The organism is Anaerolineales bacterium (assembly GCA_015075625.1).
Lineage (GTDB): Bacteria > Chloroflexota > Anaerolineae > Aggregatilineales > UBA2796 > UBA2796.
On record JABTTZ010000001.1, the window covers coordinates 202,102 to 226,166 of the forward strand.

The following is a 24,065-nucleotide window of genomic DNA, read 5'->3' on the forward strand; positions in this document are numbered from 1 at the left end:
GGATTTTTCTGAACCAGTCTGGAAAGGACTACCGCCGCTATGGGCGCACCGTTAGGACCCACCCAAGTTGATCTTGATATTGCCATCTTCACGGCGGGCTTTCATTACCGCGCCAAGCTGCCAACGTTGGGCGTCTTTATGACCTTCCTCAATGACGACCAACGCCCGAACCTCATCTTGCGAGAGGTGGAAGGGATCGGCGTGAATGCCAGCAACCCAGCGGCACATCTGAAAACGAATGAACTGTTCGTCAGTAAGCGTGCGTGTCAGGCGGTTGCCTTGCCCACCCCCCCAAGCGGCATTCAACTACTCCCCCGTACTGAGCCGTTGGCGCTCTATACGTCCCATTACTGCATCATCGGGAAATTCCATATGGGTCCCGACGCTCAGGTGACGGACTTTTCGGAGGCGTACCTATCAATGTTCATTCCGGCGACGGATGCCCGCATCTACCCCCTACTGGATGCCCGCCCGGGTCTGGTGGATGCCGCGCCGTATATTTTCGTTCACAAATCGCAGGTGATTGCTTACCACATCTTCCAATAGACGGACGTTCCCATCCCCCGGACGGGGTGTGGTGATGAGGGTTGGCTGCGGGGTGAAGGGGGGGGTGGTGGGGGTGCGGCTGGCTGCTTGGCGGGTCTGAGCGCGGGCGGTGTTTTGGGGGTTGAATAAATCGGCATCTGCCCCAAGCGAGAAAAACAGACAGGTAAACAAGGCAAAAAAGACAAATAAGAGTCCTGCCACACGCTCCGGCGGGATGGATTGTGAGTGTTTGGCTGGTTGTGGCGGCGTAATATCCGAGGGGGCGTACATGATTCAGCGTCCTCGTTGCTTGGCTGAGGGAGTGTGGGGCGATCTCAGGGAGATCGCCCCACTGCTTTACGAACAGCGCGAGCTACAAGCCCGCATCGGCACGAAGTGCGGCTGCCTTGTCGGTGCGTTCCCACGAAACATTCAGATCGTCGCGCCCAAAGTGACCGTAAGCCGCCGTCGGCTTGAAGATCGGCTTGCGCAGGTCAAGGTCACGGATGATTGCCGCCGGACGAAGATCAAAGTGCTTCTTGATCAACGCCAAGATCAAATCATCAGAGACTTTCCCCGTCCCATAGGTTTCCACCGCCAGGGAGAGCGGGTGCGCCACCCCAATGGCATAGGATACCTGAAGTTCAAAGCGCTCTGCCAAGCCCGCCGCAACGATGTTCTTTGCCACATAGCGTGCCATATACGCCGCCGAGCGATCCACTTTTGTGGCGTCTTTGCCGCTGAACGCGCCGCCGCCATGCCGCGCCACGCCGCCGTAGGTATCCACGATGATCTTGCGTCCAGTCAAGCCCGCATCACCCAACGGACCACCGGTAACAAAACGTCCGGTGGGATTGACGAAGATTTTCGTCTGCTCATCAAACAGTTCCGCCGGAAGCGTCGGACGGATCACGCAGTCAATAACCGCCTCACGGATTTGCTCTTGGCTAATCTCCGGCGCGTGCTGTGTGGAAATGAGGACGGTATCGACGCGCTTTGCCTTGCCATGCACATATTCCACCGTGACCTGCGATTTTCCATCGGGGCGCAGCCAGGGCAAAACACCGCTCTTGCGGTTCACCGAGAGCGAACGCGCCAAGCGGTGGGCTAGGGAGATGGAAAGCGGCATCAATTCCGCCGTTTCGTTGCAGGCAAAGCCGATCATCATGCCCTGATCGCCCGCGCCAATGGCGTCGATCTCATCATCGGAGAGTTCTTTCGCCTCTTTTGCCTTGTCCACGCCCATGGCAATATCGCTGGACTGCTCTTTGATGGAGACCATCACCCCGCAGGTGTCGGCGTCGAAGCCAAATTTGCCGCGTGTGTAGCCAATCTCGCGGACGACATCGCGGGCAATGGTCGAAATATCGACATAGGCATCGGTGGTGATCTCGCCAATGACGACGATCAAGCCTGTGGTTGTGGCGGTTTCGCAGGCGACGCGAGAGAGCGGGTCTTTCGCCAACAGCGCGTCCAGTACGGCATCGCTGATCTGATCGCACATTTTGTCGGGATGCCCCTCTGTCACCGATTCAGAGGTGTAGAAAAGTTGGGGCGACGACATGAAGGTGTTATTGCTGCTCACGGGTAATTCTTCGATCCTCATTGCTGGTCATATCGGACATAAGGAATGGCTGCGACATATCACCCGCGCTTCGCTGATCCAGCACGGAGAAAACACCTTCGGGTATACCTGACGGGGAAACCGCAGCCGGATGATTCCTTTTGCGGTGCTGCCGCCTCTCATCTTCCAGAAAAAAACTGTCGGAGTTAGCACCATCCCGACGCTTCGGGGGTTGCTGCGGTTTCAACGAGCCGTTCTCTCCACCGCTCTGGATAAGAGTTGCAGAAGGTGATACATCGATTTGAGCGCCGAATGGTATCACGGTGGGCGAAGAATGTCAATTCAGTTTAGACACGCCACCTTACCGCCTTGCCCTCATCCTGCCTGCCCTGCTGCTCTTTATAGCCCTTTTTCACGATTGGTACACTTCCGATGGTTATCCCTAAGGTCAAAATGGTCTATAATTTTGTCTAATAAGAACAGCACACAACGCCGGAAACTTCAAAGACACCCGAACGCGGGGAAAGTGAATCCCGATGACAACGGCTTCCCAACCACATGACCTGACACGACAAAATGCCATTTTGAGTCGGCTGCTGGATGTCAGTCTTGTGTTGAACCTCAATGTTGCCCTCAAACCTATTCTTGGCTACATCTTGGATGCTGTCTGCGAGATTACCGAATGTGAAGCAGCGTCGATCTTGCTTTACAACCGCAACAACGACGAACTTCGCTTTGCCGCCTCCAACACGCCCGGCAGCAGCATCGAGGATTTGCAAAAAATTCCCGTCCCCATGAGCGGTAGCATCGCCGGACAGATCGTGCGGGAGAACCGCCCGATCATCATTCAAAATGCCGCTGACGATGCCCGCATTTACCGCTCTGTCGATGAATCGATTGGCTTTCGGACGCAGATGCTGCTTGGTGTCCCCATGCATGTGCGCGGCAATGTGATCGGCGTCGTGGAGGCGCTCAACCGCCGCAGCGGGGAATGGACGCAAGACAACCTCACCCATCTGACGATTCTCGCCTCTCACGCCGCCGTTGCCATCAGCAATGCCCGCCAAACCGAGGCGCTCCGCAAAGCCAACGAGGAACTCAGCAAACTGGACAAAATCAAGAACGATTTCATCGCCATTGCCTCCCACGAACTGCGCACCCCGCTGAGCGTGATTCTCGGCTATGCCAGTTTCCTGAAGGACGAAGCACAAGGCGAGGCAAGCGATCACGCCGCTGCTGTGTTGAACAGCGCCCTCCACTTGCGCAATCTGATTGAGGACATGACGAACCTCCGTTATTTGCAGATCGGCAAGATCGAACTGGCGATGGAACATGCCGCCATTGGAACACTGATGCAGGCGGCGCATAACGATTTGAAATCTCTTGCCGAAGCAAAAGAACACCGCCTTGAGATCGATCTCGGCAATACCAATGTCCTTGTCTATATGGATCGGACAAAGGTTGCCATGGCGATTATCAACCTCCTGAACAACGCCATCAAATTCACCCCCAACAAAGGGACGATCCGCCTTTATGCCGAGCCGCACGGCGAGGAAATTTGGGTGCGCGTGTCCGATAATGGCATTGGGCTGCCCGCTGATCAATTGGAAAAAGTGTTTGAGGAATTTCACCAAGTTGCCGACCACATGACCCGCAAACACAATGGGATGGGCTTGGGGTTGAGCATTGCACGCGGCTTTGCCGAAGCCCATCATGGGCGCGTTTGGGCAGAGAGCGCCGGCGTGGGCAAGGGCGCAACTTTCACAATGGCGCTTCCGATCAAAGGAAAAGAGTCATCCTAACATCAACCATCATCTGAATACCTTTGGAACATCACCCTACCCAGGCAGCAGCACGCTGATGAGCGTTCGCTTGTGCGCCTTGCCCTCTCCCCTATTCCAAAGTTCGTAAAATTGTGATACTCTACACAAAGTCTCTGGGCGGAAGGAATACAGGGTGACGTTTCAACCCGGACAATCAACAAAACTGCGACGTGGTGGGGTACTCATTGGGGCGCGGCGCATTTGGCGGGAAAACCGCCGCAAGCGCCTACAAGCACCACCGCCCACCTTGCGCAATCGGATTCTGGACGGCATCCCCGGCGCTCTGATGTGGGTGAGCTTTATCCTCGTCATCGCTGGTACAGTCTTTGCCCCGGTGGTCGTGTTCACGGTGGCTGCCTCGATTGGCGCATACATGGCACTACGTATGGCGGCGGCAGGGGTCGCCAACCTCCTCGGCGTGCGCCATATCCGCCGTTGGGAGGCAACCGATTGGCGGGCGCAGTACCTCCGCCAACGGCGGGCAGACAGCCTCCGTTGGGAGGACGTTCGCCATCTGGTCATTATCCCCAACTACAAAGAAGACATTACCGTTTTACGGGCAACCCTCGAACGCTTGGCGGCGTCCCCCCTTGCCCGCGAACAGATCATCATTGCCTTAGCAATGGAGGCAAGCGACCCCAACGCCGCCAGCACCGCCGCCACACTCCGTACCGAGTTTGAGGGGCGCTTTCTCGCCATTCATGCCACCCTTCACCCGCGTGGGATCGTTGGCGAGGTGGCGGGCAAGTCCTCCAATGTGGCGTGGGCGGCAAAGCACGTCCAAAAAATGCTCTGCGAAGATACGGGCATGTGCCTTGATCACACAGTGATCACCGTCAGCGACGCCGACTCAATCCTTCACCCCCGTTACCTTGAGGCGCTCACCTGCCAATTTGCCACCACCTCTCACCGCATGAGCGCCATTTGGCAAGCGCCCATCCGCTATAATGGGAATGTGTGGGATGTTCACCCCGCCCTTGCCATTGTGCAAGCATATTCGGCGGCGTGGGAGTTGGCATACCTCGCTGGCTCATGGTGGCAAGGACTGCCCATCTCCACCTATTCCCTCAGCCTGCGCTTGGCGCATGATGTGGGCTATTGGGATACCGATGTGATCGCTGAAGACTGGCACATGTTCATCAAGTGCTACTTTGGGCGCAAGGGCTTGCTCCAAATTGAACCGATTTACTTGCCCTTCTCCGCCTATTCGGTGACGGGCGATGGCTTCATCGACTCCTGCCGGAATCGCTACAACCAAACGCTCCGCCATGCGTGGGGGGCGAAAGAGATGGGCTACACGATCCGTCTGATGATGGAACGTCCCATCCCCTTTCATCGGGCGCTGCGGGTGTTCTTGCGCGTCTCCCACGATAACCTCATGGCGGGCGCTGGCTGGATGATTATGACGGTGGGGACACAACTTCCCCTCATCTTGAATCCCGGGTTGTTCTTAGGACGGATTTTCTCCCCAGAATTCCTGATCATTCAGGGGGCGCTCGTCACAGTAGCAGCCATGGGGATGCTCTTTTATTGGATCGACCTGAAGATGCGCCCGCCGCGCTCTCACCCCTGGCGGCTTGGTGAGGTTGTTTTGACTGGAGGGAGTTTCATTGCCCTCGGTATCTTGGTCTTGATCCTCGTTGCTCTACCGGCAATTGAGGCGCAGACGCGGCTGATGCTCGGCGTATCGTTGGAATACAAAGTGGCACGGAAAGTCTAACCCCGCCTTGTTCGTATTGGGCAGCCCGATAAGGCTGCCCTGTCAGAATGCCCCTCAATGTCTTGCCCCATAAACTATCAGGGCGGAGGGGCGTATCCTTCGTACCATCTACCATCATCAAGGGAGTAGAAATAAGAAAGCTATGGATAGCGAAATCCCAACGGAAGTCCTTGCCGAAACAGAAAATTACAGCGTGTGGATGTCCCAAGAGCCAGATGGTGAAGTCCAGTACCACCTTGAGGTGGGGACGGGCAATGTCACCATCCATTTTTATCAGGAAGAATGGGATGAGTTCCTTGAACTGTTGAAGCCTCTGACAGGGGCAAAACAGCCCAAAAAGTAAATCCAGTAGGCGTAGTCCCTCTTAGGGGACTACCCTCCTAGACACATCAGACGCACCATCAGCCTCATGCCTCACCCGGATACCCTCACTGAAATGCTCCGCCACCTACCTCCTAGTGGGGAGCGACTCCATTTGATTCACCTCGGTGATGCCGACTCTGCCGCATTTTTTAGCCAGTCCCGTCCCGATCTGCATATCACACAGACCCCTCCCCTCCTTACTTTTGAACCAACGAGTGCCGACGCCCTCATCGCCTTCAACCGCGCCGATACCCTCACCGCCGACAATCCCCCTTTTTTAGCGCAGACGAGGACGGTGCTGCGCCCCGGCGGGCGGTTGATCCTTCTCGATCAGGATAGGGAGGATCACTTTACAAGGATTGTCGGCGTGTTAGAGGAGGCGGGCTTCGTCCGCGTCCTTGCCGAGCGCCTTCCGAAGGGGGCGGGAATTCTGGCACGGGGGGAAGTTCCCTACCCAAACCTGACGACTCTGGAACGGATTGCCCTGAGCGCCGAACGTGGGGGGGAGGCTCTCCCCAATCGGCAGAGGGAGTATCTGTATCTGTTCCTCTTGATCCGGCAGACGCCCAACAAGCCAGCGTGGGCGCTCACCCCCGCCGATACACTCCGTTGGGAGGCGATCACGGCGGCGGACGGGGGCGGTGCGGCGGTGCTGCTCACCTTTACCTCACTCCCCAAAGCCGTTCAATTCATGCAAGCGGCGGTGAAGGCAGGCGCAATCCGCGATGTGAACAAGATCGCCAAGTTCTCCTCGGAAGTAGCGGCGGTATGGACACTCCCGCACATGGTGAACCCAACCTTTGAGGTTGCTCGCTATGCGTTCACCGCCCCCTATGGCATTGATCCTGCCAGCGCCATCAGCGGGGAGGAATAAGCTCCGCAAGAATCGCCTCTGCCCGCGCCCCATACGCCACCCACCCGCCAAGCCCTGCTACCTTTGCCTGTCCCGCCGCGCCCATTGCTCGGCGTTCCTCAGCATGATCGCGCAGATAGACCGCTCGCGCCCGCAGCGCTAAGGGGTCACGAATGGGGACAATGAATCCCTCCCGCCCATCCTCAATGAGCATCCCCACCGCGCCGGTGTTCGCCGTCCCAATCACGGGCAACCCGCACGCCATCGCTTGGGGGACAACCATCCCAAAGCCATCTTCAAGGGAGGCAATGGCGAACACATCGGCGGCGCGGTAGTGATCGACAAGCGCAGCTTGGGAGACATTCGGGATATGGGTGAATTGACCTCCATAGCGCCGCACGATCGGACGCATCTCGGCATCAATCCCCCCCACCAAAACGAGATCAATTCCAGGCTGCCCACACAGCCCCTCAAGCAGATCGGGGATTCCCTTACGAAGGCTCACCGCGCCAGCATAGATCACTCGTAAGGGGGCGTTGTTTGGGCGGGGCATCCTCCCTGTTGGCGTGAAACGTGCCAGATCAACCCCCAACGGGTTGACGACAACCTTCCCCGCTGCAACACCCTGATCGAGGAAGGTTTGGCGGGCGAACGCCGAGAGGGTAACGACCCGATCTGCAAGGGCATACTCCGCCAATTCGCGGCGCACCGCCCACGCCGGAACGGACGTCCGCGCCGCCGGAAGCCCTTGCCGCGCATATTCCGCGCTCAAAATAGCACGCTGCGTGACGATATGTGCCGATCCACGCTCTAGAATCGTTCGCACGCCGCGCCGTTGCGCCGCCAGAAAGGTTGCCCACGCCGTCTGCGAAAGGGCGATGAGGGCATCGGCAGGGGGCAGCACCCGCGCTGTCCAGCGGTCATGGGTTGTCACCGAAAGGCGGCTCAGGCGCTTGCTGAGGCGCGTCAATCCCGCCCGCACAAGGGCGAGTTCAAGCGTTGGGAGGTAGGGAAGGGTTTGGGCAAGGGGGCGCAGTTCGGAATCAAGGCGCTGGCGAGGGTAGCCCGTTAGCAGAGTGACGCTATGCCCGCGTCGGGCAAGCTCCCGCGCCAAGTCAAAGAGGTGGAAACGCCCAACGGCAGAAACGGTGATCTTCAGGGGGTGAGCCTTCAGCGTCCGTCTAACCGCGCACTATCCACGACGCCCGCCCGAACGCCCTTTAAGAGGCGCTCCACCGCCCGCTCTGCGGTTGCCGCCCCCAACGCCAAGCCATGCCCAGTGAAGCCCACCGCAAAGCCTACGTTCGGTTTCTCTGGCAAAACTCCCACCAGCGGCAGCCCATCAAGGCTGAAGCCCATAATCCCCGCCCACCGGCGCTCTATCGGCGCATCGACCTCTGGAAAGCGCTCCTTCAGATACGCCTCTAGGGTGCGCTGGACGGGGTCAGTGGTGCGGTCATCGGTGGTGTCGTTTTCAAGCGGCTTGTTCTGTTTGCGCCCGCCGCCAATCAACAAGCGTCCGTCGAAGGTCTCCCGATAGTACATATACCCATAATCACTGTAGCCGCAGGTGGGGAGTACGGACTCCTTCAGGGGGGCGGTGGCGAGGACTTGCCCCCGTGTGGGGATCACTTTCCCCACAAAATAAGGTTCAATGAGGGCGGAATAAGCGTTCGTGCAGAGCATCACATGGCGGGCGTGGAAGCGATAGAGCCGTGAATAGACCCAAACCGAATCGGGCGACTCTTGGTGGATGGCGTAAACTTCGTTGTTGGTGACCATCTCCGCGCCGGATTCGGCAAAGACGGCTTGCGCCAGCCTCACCGGATGCACCGCCCCATCGAAGGGCTGCCGAATGGCGGCGTGATACCCGCGCTGAAGGGGATCGCTGCTCAGGTACTCAATCGGGATACCATCGCGTTCCATCATGCGGGCGGCGATGAGCAGATCGGCGGCTTCGTCCTCGCTTTCTGCCAGCAGCAGCGATCCGCTGTTGGTAAGGGGGACGGCGTGCCGTTCGGCAAAGAATCGCCAATAGGTGTGTGTTTTTTGGGAGATGTCCCAAATCTCCCGCGTGGCAGCGTGACCGTGCTTATCAATGGCGTGATGATAATAGGTATCCGGTCCGGTGATCATAAAGCCGGCGTTGCGTCCGCTTGCGCCGAGAGCAATATCACGCATTTCGGTGATCACGACGCCCCGCCCCATTTGGGCGGCAAAATAAGCAACCGTACAGCCGATGATCCCCCCGCCAATGACCAGAAAATCAACCTCACGGATGGGCTGCGTGTCATCGGCGTGCCAAATGGAGACAGTCATAGTGTGCAGTATCCTTGCTGACTCACTGAGGTTACGCGGGTACCCTCACTCCCCCTTACCGTTACAGCGATGCGCCTCGGCAAAATCAAGGTCATCTTAGGCATTCTATAGGTTTTGTCGCCCTTCCAGAGCCCGCATCAGAGTTGCGGCGTCGGCATGTTCCAAGTCCGATCCGGTGGAAAGCCCGCGTGCAAGGCGCGTCACCTTCACCGTGAGCGACGCCCGCCCCAATTCATCGCGAATGAACTGCGCTGTGGCGTCCCCTTCCATGCCTGGGTTCGTGGCGAGGATGATCTCGGTAATCATCCCCTCTTTCACCCGCCCGATCAACTCTTTGATCTTCAAATTCTCGGCAAAAATCCCTTCACGCGGGCTGAGGACGCCGTGCAAGACATGGTAACGCCCCTGAAAAACACCCGCCCGCTCTAATGCCAGCACATCGAGGGGTTCTTCAACGACGGCAACTAGCTTTCCATCGCGGCGTTCATCGGTGCAGATGGGGCAGGTTTCGTCCTCGGTGATGTTGAAACAGACCTTGCACAGGCGTGTTTTCGCCTTCAGGTCGGTGATTGCGGTGGAAAGCGCTGAGGCGAGGTCTTCCGGCGAACGGAGCAGGAAATAGGTGAGCCGTGAGGCGGTTTTCGGTCCTATCCCCGGCAGACGGGAAAAGGAATCGATCAGACGGGTGACGGATTCAGGGATGGCTTTCGACATGATCACTTTGGCTTTGATGGGTTGCTAATCACAAACAGATCGTCACACCTCAGCACACATTGCGGGCGCATGACGATGCGCCCGCCAGCCGCACGGGGAGTAAAGAAGGCGCGTCTTAGCCGCCGAGCAAACCGCCCAAGCCGCCCAGAACATCATTCACGCCGCCGGAAACCGCTTCCATCCGTTCGGCAGCGCGTTTCTGACTTTCCTCAATTGCCTGATTCACGGCGACCACCAGCAAATCTTGAAGGTCGGTGCGCCATTCGGGGTCGTTGGTGTCCAGCGCCTCTGGATTGATGGTGATCGACTGGATGCGCTGATGCCCGCTGATAACAATGGTCACTGCGCCGCCGCCTGCCTTCACCTCAAGCGTTTCGTTGGCAAGCGCCTCTTGTGCTTTTGCCATGTCTTCCTGCATTTTTTGCAGTTGCTTCATCATCCCGCCCATCGAGCCGCCACCGCCCATCCCAGGACCGCCAAAGCCGCCGCTGCGTCGTTTTGTCATGAGTTTTGTTATGATCCTCCCTCTGAATCATCTACACGGGTTACTTTTCCCCCGGTCTTTAGTTCGTTAGCAATCACCGGGTCGTATTTGATTGTATCATCAACCTTGCTGGCTTGCGTCCCCTGCTGAATGATTCTCACTTGCAAGGGCGTTTTCAGCACCCCACTGATGATCTTCGCCAATATGGGAACGTCCTTTGCCAAGCGCGTATGCGCCCACGATTCGCGCACCCGAAGGATAACCGTACTTCCCTCCACCCCATGCGGCGTGGCTTGCGCCTCCATGATGCGGATCATCGGCAGGTTTTCCGTCGCCTGCACGTAATGGAGGATTGCTTTCCAGTGATTCTGGATCAGGGTCAAGGTCACGGCGCCGTTGGGGGGTGGTTCGCTGGGTAGCTGTGTTTCCATCAGGTTAAGCGGTGGAGCAGCGTTTTCGGGACGGCGAAGCGTGGCGGTGGGCGGTGCTGCCCGTTCAGGGCGGGGGGCGGGGGGAGCGTTTTCCTCAAAGGAGCGTGTACTTTCCACAAGCGCCAGTTCCAGCGGAAGCTGCGGCTGCCAACCCGATTTCATCTCGTAGAGGGCGCTGTTGAAGGCGCGTACTGCCCGCAGCAGCGCCCCCCGCCCGATTTGGGCGGCAAGGGTGGCGAGTGTCTCGCGCATATCCTCACTGGTTTCAACCAAATCAGGTCCGCCCGTCTGAACAAGAAGGATGTTCCGCAAATAGTCGACGATCTGCCGTCCAAACTGTCCGGGATCAGCGCCTTCCTCCACTGCCCGGTGCAAGAGGGCTAAGCCCCCTGCCGCGTCTTGCGCCACAATCGCCTGAGCAAGCCGCCCCACCATCCGAATGCCCGCCGTTCCCAAGACACGCTCTGCATAATCAAGGGTGATCATCTCGGTTGGGTCAGCGATCAGTTGATCGAGCAAGCTGATGCTGTCGCGAACGCTCCCCGTCCCTTGTCCGGCGATGAGTTCCAAAACCGCCCGTTCGACATTCACGCCCTCTGTCTCGGCAATCTCACCAAGCCGATTTGCCACCTCCTGCGTGGAGACGCGCCGAAACTCAAAGATCAGCGAGCGGCTTTTGATCGTCGGCGGCACTTTATCCAGTTCGGTGGTGGCTAGGATAAAAATGGCGTGGTCGGGCGGTTCTTCCAACGTCTTTAAGAGCGCATCGAACGCCGCACCGGAAAAACGATGCACTTCGTCAATGATATAAACTTTGTAGCGCCCTTCATTAGGGGAGAAGGCAATTTTGTTGCGCAGTTCGCGCACATCGTCCACCCCGTTGTTGCTGGCGGCATCGATCTCAATCAAATCCATAAAGCGCCCCTCGTTGATCGCCGTGCAGTGATCACAGTCATCGCAGGGGCGGCTGGCAAGGTCGGGATGGAGGCAGTTCACGGCTTTGGCAAGGATGCGTGCCATCGTCGTTTTGCCCGTCCCACGCGGTCCGTTAAAGAGGTAAGCGTGCCGGATTCGCTCCCCAATCAGCGCGTTGCGAAGCGTATGCGTGATGTGTTCCTGTCCAATCACATGCTCAAACATGCGTGGACGCCATTTCAAGTAAAGCGCCTGTTCGGGCAAGGGAAATTCCTCGTTCGCTGGTCATTTCTATTGTAACATAGAACAAGCGTTTTAGGGACGACGATCCTTAGAGGCGATAAGCATCTTTTGCCAAGCCATAGGCACAGGCATACGCCATGCTCTGTGCCTCGTCCTCATCAATCATCCCCCGTACCAGCAGCCCAGAGAGCCACTCACAGACCGCCCGCCGCCAGAGATCGTGACGGGCGGGGATGCTCAAAAAGGCGCGGGTGTCGTCGTTAAAGCCGGTGGTATTGGGGAGTCCAGCCGTTTCAATGACCTGCGCAAAGTACCGCTGCATCCCGTTCCAACTATCATGAAACCACCAGGGGGGACCGAGCCGGAGCGCCGGATAATGTCCGGCAAGGGGGGCAAGCTCGCGGCTGTAGGTCGCTTCATCAAGGGTGAACAGAATCAAGGTCAGATGGCGATCATTCCCCACATAATCGAGGAGTGGTTTCAGGTTACGGGTGAATTCCGCCGCAAGGGGTATATCCGCACCGCGATCCCGCCCAAAGCGCCGAAAGACCTCGGCATTGTGGTTGCGATGGACGCCGACATGAAGCTGCATCACCAGACCATCTTCGCGGCTCATGCCCGCCATCTCAATGAGCATATGTCCGGTGAACCGTGCCGCGTCCTCCGCCCCTGCCTCCCCGCGTAGGGCGCGTTCAAAAATCGCCTCTGCTTGTGCCTTGCTAAGCCGCTCTGTATAGGGGGTCGTCGCGCCATGATCGGTTGCTGTCGCCCCCCGTTCCTTGAAAAATGCCCGTCGCTCGGCAAGGGCGCGGTGGAAGGCGTCATAGGTGTGGATGGTGATCCCGCTGAGGGCGCTCAGGCGGTCTACCTCCTCCCGCCAGCCGGCACTTTCAAGGTTCAGCAGCGCATCCGGACGAAAGGTGGGTAGGATGCGCCCCAACCATCCCGATGCCCGAATCCGGTCATGGTCTGCCAGCGTATCCGTCGCCGCGTCCGTCGTACACAGCACCTCAATGGCGAACTGCTCATAGAGTTGGCGAGGCGAGAAGGCAGGGTCGCTCAGCCGTGCGCTGATCTGATCGTGGACACTCGCGGCGTTGGCGGGGGTCAGTGTGTCGCTGATCCCGAATACGTCTTCAAGGGCATAGCGCAGCCAAAGCGCCGTTGGTGTCCCGCGAAAGCAATGCCAATGGTCGGCAAAGCACTGCCATATGGCACGCGGATCGCCTTCGATGGGTGTGCCATCGGCGCTTGGAATGCCAAGCTGTTCCAGCGGCACGCCAACGGCGTAAAGCATCCGCAGAATGTAGTGATCGGGGGTGATCAAGAGGTTTGTTGGTGAGCCGAAGCGGTAATCGGGATCGCTGAACAGGCGCGGATCGATATGTCCATGTGGGCAGATCAGAGGGAGGGGGGCTATCCCTGTATAGAGGGCAAGCGCCAGTGATTTTTGCGCCGGGTCAGGGGAAAAATAGCGATCGGTGCGGAGCGGCATAATGGGTAAAGTCTTTCTGTTGCTGTCATTTTAAGAATAGCTACGAACGAACATGAACCAAAAAAGTACGTTTCCCGATTGTCTAAAATAACCTACACTATGTCATATAGGAGCTACACACTTGCCCTTATCCCCTTCTCGATGAATAAGGGGTAAACACGTTCAACTGCGTAGGTCCTAGTCATATTCTAAAAAGGCAGTCATTTTGTGGGAAGGTTGGATCGTGAATAGATGCGGCGTCCAGATCATTTTAGGTGGGCTTGGCTTGCTCTTGTCCGCGGAGTAGGTCACTTTTGATGATTTGCTCCATGACGCCTACCCAACGGGTTGGCAGTGGGGGACGATGCGGGGCAGCCCCCGCCGCGCTACGGCTGATCATCACGTTGGGGTTTAAAACAGACGCTCGATGCCGTGTTTGCCTCCCAAGCCCCGCAGGGGTGGTTACTTTCAGCCCGCTGCTTTAGCGGCGGGCGATACTCCTCACGGACAGAAAAATCAGCCATCCGCCATGATTTTATCAATGGCGCTGACCAACTGAGCAAGGTTTGCTACCTGAAAGACACCCTGACTGATCGGCGCGTAATCAAGCATGTCGCTATCGCCTGTCCCCCACTGGGCGGGGGGTTCGGGGTTAAACCACAAGACACGCCGCGCCCGCCGGCTAAGCGTCTGGGCAAGGTCAAGGCGCGGGTCGTTGTAATTGTTGCGCCCATCGCCCACGAAGATCACTGTCGTCCGCCCATCGATGGAATCGAGCTTATCGTTGAAGAAGGTGTTGAGGGCATTCCCTAAATCGGTGTTGTAATGACCGGGCGGGTTGTCGTTCAGGACGTTCTGGACGGCAATTTCGGGACGTCCCACATTGAAATAGTGGCTGATCTCGGTCAGATCGTTGATGAAGATGAAACTGCGCGTCTTTGCCACCTGATCTTGCAGTTCGTAGATCATCGTCAGCATGAATTCGGAGCAGTAGCGCATCGAGGTGGAAATATCGCAGACGATCACCAAGCGCGGCTTGACCTTCCGCGAGCGGTAGTGAAGTTCGAGCGGTGTCCCCCCATAGCGGAGGTTGTGACGGATCGTCCCTTTGGGGTCGGGGTTGCCCTCGCGGTCTTTCTTTTGGCGCAGCGAGGCGCGGCTGCGCAAGCGGGCGGCAAGGCGTTTCACCTCGTCGCGCAGCGCATCTGCCTCCTCTGGGCTTAGGTAGCGAAAGGGTGTGTTCATCAGGTCTTGCGGTTCGGGGCGTTCCGGGGGCTGCTCTGCCATGTTGCGGGCAATGCTGCTGCCCACGTAGCGGCGAAGCTGCTCATTGAGGGCGTCGCTGTTGCCCTCCATCATCGCCATGATCTCCTCGATGCTCTCCTCGCTCATGCCCATCTCGCGCAGTTGTTCTTCCAGCATTTCGAGCAATTCGCGGAGGTCGTTCATCCCCAACGCCCGCCCCATCTGACGTTGGTAGAATCCCTGCTGGTAGGGGCTTTCGGCGTTGCCCATGCCCATTTGTTGTGCCAGTTGGTCCAGATCGCCCTGATCGAAACTCTGCCCTTGCATCAACTGTTGAAGCAGTTGTTGAAGTGCCTCTTTATCGCCAGAGAGCGCCTGCAATGCCTGTTGGAGCATCTCTTGTTGTTCGGGGCTGAGTTCTTGCTCCATGTTGAACATGGGCGGCGCAGCGGTATCGAAAAAGAGGGGGAAGAAGTGATCGAAGGTGGGAATGTCTTTCGATTCCTTGACGAGCGTCGCCCGCATTGCCGACTGGAAATCCCCGCGATCCCCGACGCCAATTACATCGACGGCGTGCATTGAATCGTTCGTCTCGGCAATCGAAATGCGGACACCAGCAGCACGTAACGTGCGGATGAATTCGACCAAACGCTTATCCATAGGGAGATTCCTTCCCTAAATCATGTACGGGCAGTGGGCAGTTTACCGTTCTTAATCGTCCATCAAAGCGGCTTCTCGTTCGCGGAGCGCCTCAATGCGGTTTTGCAAGCGGACGCGATGCCACAGCAAAACAACAGCAAAGGTGCAGAACCAGATCATTGCCACGCTGACGGTTGTTCCCATCAGATTATCGCCCTGAAACTGGAATCCGCCACTTGCCATCGGGTTTTGGACGCCGCCTGTCGTCACCTCTGGGTGAAGTGTGTCCGTCCGAATACGGGGAATCAGGTACACATAGACGACGCTGATGAAGGCAAGCATCCCATACACGGCGGCGAATCGCGCCCGCCGATCCGGGTCGTCCATCGCCCCGCGCAAGACGAGGTAAGCGAGGTAGAGCAGGACCATGACCCCCATTGCGTTCAGGCGCGGATCAGCCGTCCACCACACGTTCCAAATCGGACGCGCCCATACCGACCCAGTAACCAGCGTCACAATCATCAGCGGCAAGCCAACCTCTACACTAGAGAGGGCGAGGCGATCCCATTTTGCCTTCCGCGTATAAAGGTAAAGCGCTCCAGCGATCACGGTGATCAGAAAGACCACCGCCCCGCCGGCATAGGCAGACACATGGATGTAGAAAATACGTTGGACATGCCCCTGATTGATCTCTGTGCCAGCGTAGAAAAACACCATGTAGAGCATAGCAAAGATGCCCACACCAAGCGCCGCCGTCAGCCCCCACAAAAGGCGCGTTCGCCACAAGGGGTACTGTGTGGGGCGGGCGCTTGTTGGTGGGGTGTAAAGGGTAGACGTTGCTTGCCCAAGAACAGCCATGTCGGAAATCTCCGTAAATCTTATAGACGGGTGTAGATTTTATAGAATTATAACAACGATCAACGCGGCGGGGGTGGTCAAGCCCTCCCCGCGCCTTTCGCCGCGGGCGCTAACGTGGAATGGAGAGGAAGCCCCCTTACCCTCCTATCAACGCCTGATACACGCCCACTTGGGCGCTGACAAACGCGGCGCTGCCTTCTTCGCGGGGGCGGGGGAGGGTGATCGGAATATCGGCTTTGATGCGCCCGGGTCTGGTGGTCAGGACGAGGACGCGATCCGCCAGCGTCACTGCCTCGGTCACATCATGGGTGATGAACAGGATCGTTGTCCCCATCTCTGCCCAGACGCCCAGTAACCAACGCTGCATCTCCCGCCGTGTAAGCGCATCCAGCGCCCCAAAGGGTTCGTCCAAAAGCAACACCGAACGTCCTATCAGGTACGTTCGGAGCAGCGCCGCCCGCTGGCGCATCCCCCCCGAAAGTCGCGCCGGATACGCCTCGGCAAAGCCTGCCAAGCCAAAACGCGGCAGCAGTTCCCGCGCCTGTTGGCGTGCTGTGTTTTTGTCCACGCCCGCGATCTCTGCACCGAGGGTAGCATTCCCCAAGACCGTCCGCCAGGGGAGCAAGAGATCGCGCTGTGGCATATAGCCAACGCGCCCCGGCACGCCGTCAATCCGTTCCTCGCCAAGCCAAATTGCCCCCTGATCCGGGCGGATCAGTCCGGTGATCAGGTTGAAGATTGTGCTTTTGCCGCTCCCGCTCGGTCCGATTAAACAGGTGAACGTCCCGCCCCCAATGGCAAACGTGCAGTTTTCAAGGGCGGGGATGGGGGCTGCCCCGTCGTAAAACGTTTTCGTGATCTGCTCTAGCCGGAGCGTCACAAGACTCACTGCCCGCGAATCACGCCGCTGCCATACGTCCCCGAACTGTAGACGAGAACATGATTGGTGATCTCGCCCGTCTCTTTATCGGGGGGGGCGGCTTTGAACCACTGGTAAAGCCAGCGTGCATCGCTGATCGTCACATTGACACAGCCATGACTCGTCCGGTAGCCAAAGACATCGTGCCAATACGTCCCGTGTAGGCTGATGCTGTTGTTGAAATACATCACCCAGGGAACGCTCTGCAAGGCATATGCCTGTGGCGCACCCGTCGCCCCAGACATCCCATCGCGTTCTAACCTTGCCCATACTTTGTAAACGCCCTCTGGCGTATCAAATTTGGGAACGCCTGTCGAAACCAGCGTGGCAAAGACGGGCGTATCATCCTCATAGGCAACCAAAACCTGCTCATAAAGGTCAATGGCAACCCACCGTCCGCTGATGCCTGCCGGACGCTCGGCTTTGATCACCTTGCCAACGAAGGTTTGTTTCACCCATTGGTTTGGTCCAATCATGTACCAGCGCCAGCCTTCGGCATCTACCGCCACGCTGAAGATGTTCACCAGTTCGTAGCGTTTCATAAAGCGCCCTGTTGTTTTATCCGGTTTGCCGCCGGGGACGCTGGAGACGTAGACGTTGCTCTTATCGAGGATAAAGGCAAAGGGGTGTTTCAGCCCGTCGCTGATCTCCACGCCAGTGAAGTAGGAAGGACTGGCGGGCTGTGCCTTTTCCTTGCTCACCCAGCGCCCATCTTGGGTTTTCAACCAGCCCTCGATACTCTCATCGATGATGTTCACCCAATTGAAACCCGCCGGAATTTCGCCAATGACATTCCCGCCGGGGGCGTCAAAGGTGGCGGTTGGCTCTGGACCGACCTTCCAAAAGTTGTACAGGCTGAGTGTGGCGCTATCTACCTGAATTTTCTTCGTATTTGGCGGGGTGGGGAACGCCTTGATCATCGCTTCACAGGCGGGGGAAAGCGCCGCACCGCTAATGTCCTTCGCGCAGACCTCCGGGTTATAGACGCCCGTCCCACCCTGTGCGTTAGCCGGAAAAAGAGGCATGGCAGCAGCCGCGAGAACCAATAGAATGAGGGGTACAGCTTTACGATACACAGTTGACAAAGTCACCATCGCTGAGGATAACACTCCCTAAGAACAACCATCACTTATCGCGCTAAGTCTACGAAATATTGCCGCAGAATCAACCCTACGAATGACCTACGGATGTTCGCTGCGGGGGAAGGCTGGCGCCCCACCCAGAATGCGGTTCAGTTCGCCCATCAGCAGCCCCGTCCGTTCATCGCGCAGAAGGGGGAGACGAGTACGCACGCGGCGGAGTTCATTCAAATCCACCGTTTGGATGAGCAAGGCGGGTTCGTGCAGAGGCGCTTCAAGGATCACCTCCCCGTCGGGGTCAATGACCGTACTCCCCCCCCAGAAATTGAGTCCATCCTCATAGCCGACGCGGTTACAGTGGAAAATATAATCGGTGAACAGCGAACCATATGCCATATTGACGAGTTTCACCCACCGCGCCGAACTGAGCCGGTCTGCCATGCTTAAGCCGCGTCCGGGGCTGGCGCTGTGAAACAGCAGCACATCGGCGCGATCCAGCCATAACAAATAGGGGGGCGAGGCGTGCCAGAAATCCTCGCAGATGAGCATTCCCAAGCGCCCAAAGCGCGTATCAAAGGCACGCACAGTATCGCCCCACGCAAAGTAACGCCCCTCGTCAAACATGGTGTAGGTGGGCAGGTACACCTTGTGATGAACGTGGACGACTTTCCCGCCAGAGAGGTACGCCGCCGCAATGAAGTAGCGCGAGCGGACGTCCATATCGACAAAGCCGACCATGATATCCATGTTCATTTTTGCCGAGGCATCGAGAAGCCTCCGAAAGGTAGGGTTTTCGGCGGTGGGGGTTAGCGCCACCTCATAAACTAAATCCTGCAGGTTATAGCCCGTGAGAGAGAGTTCGGGAAAAAGCAGCAGATCGACACCGTGCGCCTTTGCCGCCTCCATGTATTCCAAATGGACATTTAGGTTGTGCGCCACATCCCCAATCTTGGGGGCAATCTGTGCTAAACCAACCGTGATATTCATCAATCCTCCACCTGTAGGAACGCCCCTGGGCGTCCGCCCCGTCCCTTTATCCCGACCCCTCGCCAGCACTAGTAGTTCATCAAAAAGGTAACCATAAAAAGAGACAGCCCTCGCCCACAGAATTTCTCCCCTTTCTCCGCGTGCGGGGAAAGGGGGCAGGGGATAGGGGGTCTTCTAGAAATCTTCTTGACGAACCACTAGGTTAAACGGAATTTCAACGTGCGGCAGAGGTTTTCCACCCGTCCAACGCCCTCTACCTCACAGACGACGGTATCGCCATCCTTCAGGGCGATGGGCGGCTTACGGTATGCCCCCACGCCATCGGGCGTTCCGGTCAAAATCACATCCCCCGCCTGAAGGGTGAACGCTTGCGAGATGTACGAAATGAGTGTCTTAACATCGAAAATCATCTCGTTGGTGCGGCTGTTTTGGCGCGTTTCGCCGTTCACCGTCGTGCGCAAGGCAAGCGCTTGCGGGTCGGGAATCTCATCAGCAGTTGTCAGCCACGCCCCCATCGGGCAAAAGGTGTCCATTCCCTTCGCCCGCGTCCACTGCCCATCCCCTTTTTGCAGGTCACGGGCGGTCACATCGTTGACGACAAGATAGCCGTAAACATAATTCGTCACTGATTCGGGGGCGACTAAGCGGCACGTTTTTCCGATCACAACGGCAAGTTCCACTTCGTAATCGACAAAGGTGGCAACCTCTGTATCCCATTGGATGAGCGCCCCTGTAGGAATCACACTGCTAGGCATCTTTGTGAACAGAAGTGGCTTAGTCGGGGGTGTTCCGTTCTGCTCGCGGATGTGATCCATGTAGTTTTGCCCAACGGCGATGATCTTCCCCGGTTGGGGGATAGGCGCTTGAAAGGTGAGCGCAGTTTCGGCAATGGGCGTCCCAATCCCAAAGGCGCCTTCGGCAAAGGGTCGTCCGCGCTCAATTAATTCGATCATCGAGGTAACTCCGTTCAAGCGGCGCACCTCCTCGCCCACTTTGCCAATGATGAAGGATGCTCCGTTGTAGGTTGCGGTTGCCAGTTTCATAGATCGTTGTGTGTCTATCTTTCTGTTGAATCGGGTCTGTTCATCGTAATCACTTGATTGGCGGCGCTTCTGGTAGCTGAATTTCCTGAACCAGCGTTGGGTCAAATGCCGTCACGGTCTCAATGGTGCAGGAGTCGGGAATCGGGCGGTTGTTCACCACCGAACTCGGCTGTGTCGGATTATATAAGTTGTAGACCTGCCGCGAAATTTCCCCAAAGACGGGAAACGATTCATCATAGAGCAGCCATTTCCGGTTGCGGAGCGTGATCGCCACAATGTAATCGCCGCCGGGGGTGAAGAAAATCCCCGCGTCGCTGTGGACTTCATCTGCCCAGCCGACTTTGTGCGCCACCGAAATCGAAGGCGGCACACCGGCTTCGAGCATCGCCCCGATTTTGTACGAGCGCATGATGCGGATCATCCGGCGGCAGTCATTTTGGTCAATCTCATCGGGGTAGGTTGCCCTCAGCGGTCCATCACCCGTCAGAGCGCACGTGTAGATGGCGGAGAGCAGCCAACCCATGTCTTCCGGCGTCGTCTGGTTGGATGGGTCGGGGTCGGTTTGTGTGGCGTCACCCGGAATGGGCGGTGGCGCAAAGGGCTGTTCGGTGGGCGTTGCCCCCACCGGACGTACATTCGTTAGAAAGGAACGGGCAAGGAAGGTGTTCTTCAGCCCCAAGCCCTGCATCGTCTGGGTGACAAACTGCGTCCCTGCATATTCATCGCCGCTGCCAATCATCGCCAACACTTTGTTGGAAGAAAGGTTCTCGCTGCACGCGATCATCTCCGGTAGAAGCTGCGCCTGCTGCGGATCGGGGATATTGAAGCGGCGGAAAAAGGCGACCATCACCGGGATTTTCATCAGGCTGACGCCGCTGTAGACTACGTTTGCGTTCAGCGAGAGCGCCTCGCCAGAGGTGAGATCGAGCAAGAATACCGACCCCTGTTTGGGGCTGTTGGGAAGGTAGCCCTGTGCCACGAGATAATCGTAGACTTGGTTGCCCATGGCGTTTAGCGCGGGCGAGGCGCCGACGGGCTGCCCCGTCCATGGCGAGATGGCGGCAACGACTTTGTTCGGCGTCGCCGTCAGGGTCGGGTAGCCAAAGTTCGTCTCGCTGGTGGCAGGGACATTGTTCAAATCGCCCGTGACGGTGACCAAATCCCGATTCACCCATGCCCGCCCGCTGGCAACGCCCGCATAGGCAATCTCCAGCCAGGGGACTTGGCTGTGGCGGCGAAGAACGGCGTACTTTTCGCCTTTTTTGATCTCCCCCACGCGCTGCGCCTCAAGGTAGGGGGCGAAGCGGATGTTCGCGATTTCAATCGCCTCGGCATAGACGGCGGAGGCAGAGGGCGGTAGTGAAGGAGACGGGGTAGGCGTGCTGGTTGGTGTACTTGTCGGCGCGTTCAGCAGCGCTGGATCAAGCGTGGGGACATTGAGATCAGGTGTTGCCGAAACGATCACGACGGGCGCGGTGGCGGCGTTTGTCAGATCAAGCGTGGGCGGCAATGTGGAGGGGAGGACAAAGGCAGTGGCAGTGGGGTTGGTATTCCCTGTGTTCGCGCCGGGTGTGATGATCAGATCGCTGTAGGGGACGCTTTCAATGTTTCCCCGAACTTGAACCAGATCGCGGAACACCCAACCTTGATGGTCTGGTAGTTGAAGCAGATACCAGGGGAAACGGGCGCTGCGCCCGATGATGGGGTATGCCGTCCCTGCGGCAATCTCGCCAACAACGGGGTATTCAATGGCGGGACCCGCCCGAAGGTTCGCCTTGCCATAGGCTTCCGCCGTCACGCCCTGGGCGCGGGCGGCAGTGGCAAGAACAATGCTGAGCAAGACGATCCACAGAATAAGGATCGCTCGTCGCAGCGCCCGTGCCGAGAGTTGTAGAGCGTGTCCGTTCACCAGATGCTAGTCCTGACCTTCCTGATGACATTCGGCGTATAGTAACGCGGCTTGCGCACTTTTGCATGAGAACACCGTGAAGGCGTAGGGATAGCGGCGGAAAATGAGCAACCCCTTTATCGAATTTTGATTCGATAAGGGGGCGGGGGATAGGGGTTCTTCTGGAAATCACTGTGGTCAGGAACTAGGGGGATGAGGGCAAGTGCGTAACGCCTACAGCATTTTTCAACGAGATTGACCCCTTAGTGGTTGACAGCCCCGCTTATCGCAATACACTTACCGATGGGCCAGGCGGTGGTGATCAAGGGGTAAACGAACAACGCCCGCCCTTCTTGTAAGAAGGCTGGTTGCAGCTCAACCAGTGAGGGTACTGCAATAAGGTTTAAAAACTGAGACTGCGCAAAAACGCCTCAAAGTAGGGACGGTTTGCCTCATACTTTGCCGCTTCTGTCAGAAAGGTGATCACCACCGCTTGGTTTTCCCGCAAGACGACAATATCCGTCGCCCGCACGGTGATCGGTTCTGCCTGGGAAAAGGGGTTTGCCTCCACCGAGGCGTAGGCATACTCCATACGAATACTTCTCTGTCCATTCGGGAGCGTGAATGGCTCCCGTGCCAGAGAGCGGTAACCGGGCAGCCGCCGCGCCCGATCAATATCGAGTAAATTCAAAATGTCACTGGGGCGTGCGCCACTCCCCGTTGGCAAAAGCGCTACCTGAATCGTCGTCTTGAAGGGGAGCGATTTCGGGTCTTGAGCGCGTAAGACAAACTCTGCCCCGCCCTCTGTTAGAAGCCACTGGGCAGGGTAGCGGGCAGTGATTCCCACTTGGCGGTTGATGAAAGGGTAAGTTGCCCCAACAAGGCTGTTTTTGTAAAACACGCCCAAGATCACCCCGCCAACAGCAACCAAGATGGTCAGATAGCTTGCCCATCGTTGGGAAAAGCTCAGTTGCCGCTCGTCCTGTTCAAGGATGCGGCTCATCGCTCAAACTCCGGGCGGGCGCGGTGGCTTTCACGGTTATCCGCGCTCCGAATCAGGAAATTCATCACGCTGTAGAGCAAGACAACGATAAAAATTGCCATCGCCAAACCAAAAGGCGCATTGTTGCCCGTTGCAGCCGTGCTGACCCCGCCGACGATCAACCCCCCGCGCATGACGACGGCAAGTCCGGCGAAGAAGGCAGCCGCAATCAACCCCAATGGGACGAGGAAGATCGACCCTGTTTCCCGCCGCAGCGCCACCAAACAGTAGCCCAAGATGGTGCTGATCGCCACATGGGGAAGGACAATCTCCGTAATCCGCAGGGCATAGCCATCTGGGGTAAGGTCATTTCTCAGCACAAAATCAATGGCGATCACCGTTGCATAGCCTAACGCCGTCGCCATAGCGTAGGCAATTCCGTCGAGACGGGTGCGGAAAACATCAGGAAACACCGTGTACCGCATCGCCGCATATTTCAGGAATTCTTGAGTGATGCCCAGACAAAGCGTGTAGCCAATGACGCGGGAGAACCCCGCCGCATTTGGCAGCCATTCTTCAACGGCAAAGAGCCGTTCCGTGATCGGTAAGCCAATCCCGCTGGCGCACAGCCCCCCCACAAGCATCACCGTCAACAGTCGTTCGCGGGGTTGGATCGCCCGCTGTTCGGCGCGGAAAGAGATCAGATACCACAAAACAAGCGGCAGCAGGGCGAAGCCAAGCCCAAACATCTGCCGTCCATCGGCATTCAGGCGGAACGGCAAGGCGCGAAAGACGATGATCGTGGCAATGGCTGCCCCAATCAAAAGAAATGCCTCCGTCCATGCCGTCCGCCATACGGGACGGTATAAGCGTGCCTCATCATCGGCGCGGCGGGGGCGAATCGAGATTGGACGTTGGGACATAGCCGTCTCAGATGGTCTTTTTAGATAGTCTTGTGATCATGACACAGGTTATTTTGTGGGACGATTATAACGTG

The 24,065-nt window shown here is 57.6% G+C and carries 22 protein-coding genes and 1 riboswitch; of the genes, 5 read left to right on the forward strand and 17 right to left on the reverse strand.

The features are described from left to right. Positions 1-39 precede the first annotated feature (39 nt). The gene (locus HS103_00915) at positions 40-546 is read left to right on the forward strand and encodes a hypothetical protein (protein ID MBE7511362.1); all 507 of its coding nucleotides are present in this window, start codon (positions 40-42) and stop codon (positions 544-546) included. On the opposite strand, the gene HS103_00920 is transcribed toward HS103_00915, so the two are convergent. Next, entirely contained in the window at positions 457-816 is a 360-nt protein-coding gene (locus HS103_00920) for a hypothetical protein (protein MBE7511363.1), read from the reverse strand. The genes HS103_00915 and HS103_00920 overlap by 90 nt on opposite strands. A gap of 82 nt (positions 817-898) precedes the next feature. Then, entirely contained in the window at positions 899-2,089 is a 1,191-nt protein-coding gene (locus HS103_00925) for a methionine adenosyltransferase (protein ID MBE7511364.1), read from the reverse strand. A gap of 176 nt (positions 2,090-2,265) precedes the next feature. Beyond that, a riboswitch (SAM riboswitch) is annotated at positions 2,266-2,368 on the reverse strand. Positions 2,369-2,625: 257 nt separating this feature from the next. On the opposite strand from HS103_00925, the gene HS103_00930 reads away from it, so the two are divergent. The 4 genes from HS103_00930 to HS103_00945 all read left to right on the forward strand — a co-directional run bounded on the left by HS103_00930 (position 2,626) and on the right by HS103_00945 (position 6,869). Beyond that, on the forward strand, positions 2,626-3,891 hold the full coding sequence (locus HS103_00930) for a HAMP domain-containing histidine kinase (GenBank protein ID MBE7511365.1): 1,266 nt from the start codon (positions 2,626-2,628) through the stop codon (positions 3,889-3,891). Between the two features lie 154 nt (positions 3,892-4,045). Further along, on the forward strand, positions 4,046-5,632 hold the full coding sequence (locus HS103_00935) for a glycosyltransferase family 2 protein (GenBank protein MBE7511366.1): 1,587 nt from the start codon (positions 4,046-4,048) through the stop codon (positions 5,630-5,632). A 142-nt stretch (positions 5,633-5,774) separates the two neighbouring features. Further along, entirely contained in the window at positions 5,775-5,975 is a 201-nt protein-coding gene (locus HS103_00940) for a hypothetical protein (protein ID MBE7511367.1), read from the forward strand. A 66-nt stretch (positions 5,976-6,041) separates the two neighbouring features. Continuing rightward, positions 6,042-6,869 (forward strand): hypothetical protein, encoded by an 828-nt coding sequence (locus HS103_00945; GenBank protein ID MBE7511368.1) that lies wholly within the window; start codon positions 6,042-6,044, stop codon positions 6,867-6,869. Here HS103_00945 and HS103_00950 read toward each other — a convergent pair. From HS103_00950 to HS103_01020, 15 genes are all read right to left on the reverse strand, one after another. Then, on the reverse strand, positions 6,853-7,962 hold the full coding sequence (locus HS103_00950) for a glycosyltransferase family 4 protein (GenBank protein ID MBE7511369.1): 1,110 nt from the start codon (positions 7,960-7,962) through the stop codon (positions 6,853-6,855). The two genes, HS103_00945 and HS103_00950, sit on opposite strands and share 17 nt — an antisense overlap. A gap of 56 nt (positions 7,963-8,018) precedes the next feature. After that, the gene (locus HS103_00955) at positions 8,019-9,167 is read right to left on the reverse strand and encodes an FAD-binding oxidoreductase (GenBank protein ID MBE7511370.1); all 1,149 of its coding nucleotides are present in this window, start codon (positions 9,165-9,167) and stop codon (positions 8,019-8,021) included. A 105-nt stretch (positions 9,168-9,272) separates the two neighbouring features. Then, positions 9,273-9,881, reverse strand: a complete 609-nt coding sequence (gene recR / locus HS103_00960) for a recombination protein RecR (GenBank protein MBE7511371.1) — start codon at positions 9,879-9,881, stop codon at positions 9,273-9,275. A 115-nt stretch (positions 9,882-9,996) separates the two neighbouring features. Continuing rightward, positions 9,997-10,386, reverse strand: coding sequence for a YbaB/EbfC family nucleoid-associated protein (locus HS103_00965; protein ID MBE7511372.1), 390 nt, complete (start codon positions 10,384-10,386; stop codon positions 9,997-9,999). A gap of 8 nt (positions 10,387-10,394) precedes the next feature. Beyond that, positions 10,395-11,975 (reverse strand): DNA polymerase III subunit gamma/tau, encoded by a 1,581-nt coding sequence (dnaX, locus tag HS103_00970; protein MBE7511373.1) that lies wholly within the window; start codon positions 11,973-11,975, stop codon positions 10,395-10,397. Positions 11,976-12,042: 67 nt separating this feature from the next. Further along, positions 12,043-13,449 carry a glucuronate isomerase gene (uxaC, locus tag HS103_00975; GenBank protein MBE7511374.1) on the reverse strand — a complete coding sequence of 469 codons (1,407 nt, stop codon included), beginning with the start codon at positions 13,447-13,449 and terminating at the stop codon, positions 12,043-12,045. A gap of 495 nt (positions 13,450-13,944) precedes the next feature. Beyond that, positions 13,945-15,333, reverse strand: a complete 1,389-nt coding sequence (locus tag HS103_00980; protein MBE7511375.1) for a VWA domain-containing protein — start codon at positions 15,331-15,333, stop codon at positions 13,945-13,947. A 51-nt stretch (positions 15,334-15,384) separates the two neighbouring features. Next, the gene (gene ccsA / locus HS103_00985; protein MBE7511376.1) at positions 15,385-16,170 is read right to left on the reverse strand and encodes a cytochrome c biogenesis protein CcsA; all 786 of its coding nucleotides are present in this window, start codon (positions 16,168-16,170) and stop codon (positions 15,385-15,387) included. Positions 16,171-16,306: 136 nt separating this feature from the next. Then, entirely contained in the window at positions 16,307-17,029 is a 723-nt protein-coding gene (locus HS103_00990) for an ABC transporter ATP-binding protein (protein ID MBE7511377.1), read from the reverse strand. 26 nt (positions 17,030-17,055) lie between these two features. After that, on the reverse strand, positions 17,056-18,114 hold the full coding sequence (locus tag HS103_00995; GenBank protein MBE7511378.1) for a L,D-transpeptidase: 1,059 nt from the start codon (positions 18,112-18,114) through the stop codon (positions 17,056-17,058). 156 nt (positions 18,115-18,270) lie between these two features. Beyond that, on the reverse strand, positions 18,271-19,155 hold the full coding sequence (locus tag HS103_01000) for a carbon-nitrogen hydrolase (protein MBE7511379.1): 885 nt from the start codon (positions 19,153-19,155) through the stop codon (positions 18,271-18,273). A 197-nt stretch (positions 19,156-19,352) separates the two neighbouring features. Further along, positions 19,353-20,198, reverse strand: coding sequence for a fumarylacetoacetate hydrolase family protein (locus HS103_01005; protein MBE7511380.1), 846 nt, complete (start codon positions 20,196-20,198; stop codon positions 19,353-19,355). Positions 20,199-20,247: 49 nt separating this feature from the next. Further along, on the reverse strand, positions 20,248-22,107 hold the full coding sequence (locus HS103_01010; GenBank protein ID MBE7511381.1) for a serine hydrolase: 1,860 nt from the start codon (positions 22,105-22,107) through the stop codon (positions 20,248-20,250). 382 nt (positions 22,108-22,489) lie between these two features. Further along, positions 22,490-23,089, reverse strand: coding sequence for a hypothetical protein (locus HS103_01015; protein ID MBE7511382.1), 600 nt, complete (start codon positions 23,087-23,089; stop codon positions 22,490-22,492). After that, on the reverse strand, positions 23,086-23,991 hold the full coding sequence (locus HS103_01020) for a PrsW family intramembrane metalloprotease (protein ID MBE7511383.1): 906 nt from the start codon (positions 23,989-23,991) through the stop codon (positions 23,086-23,088). Before HS103_01020 ends, HS103_01015 begins: the two co-directional genes overlap by 4 nt. Positions 23,992-24,065 lie beyond the last annotated feature (74 nt).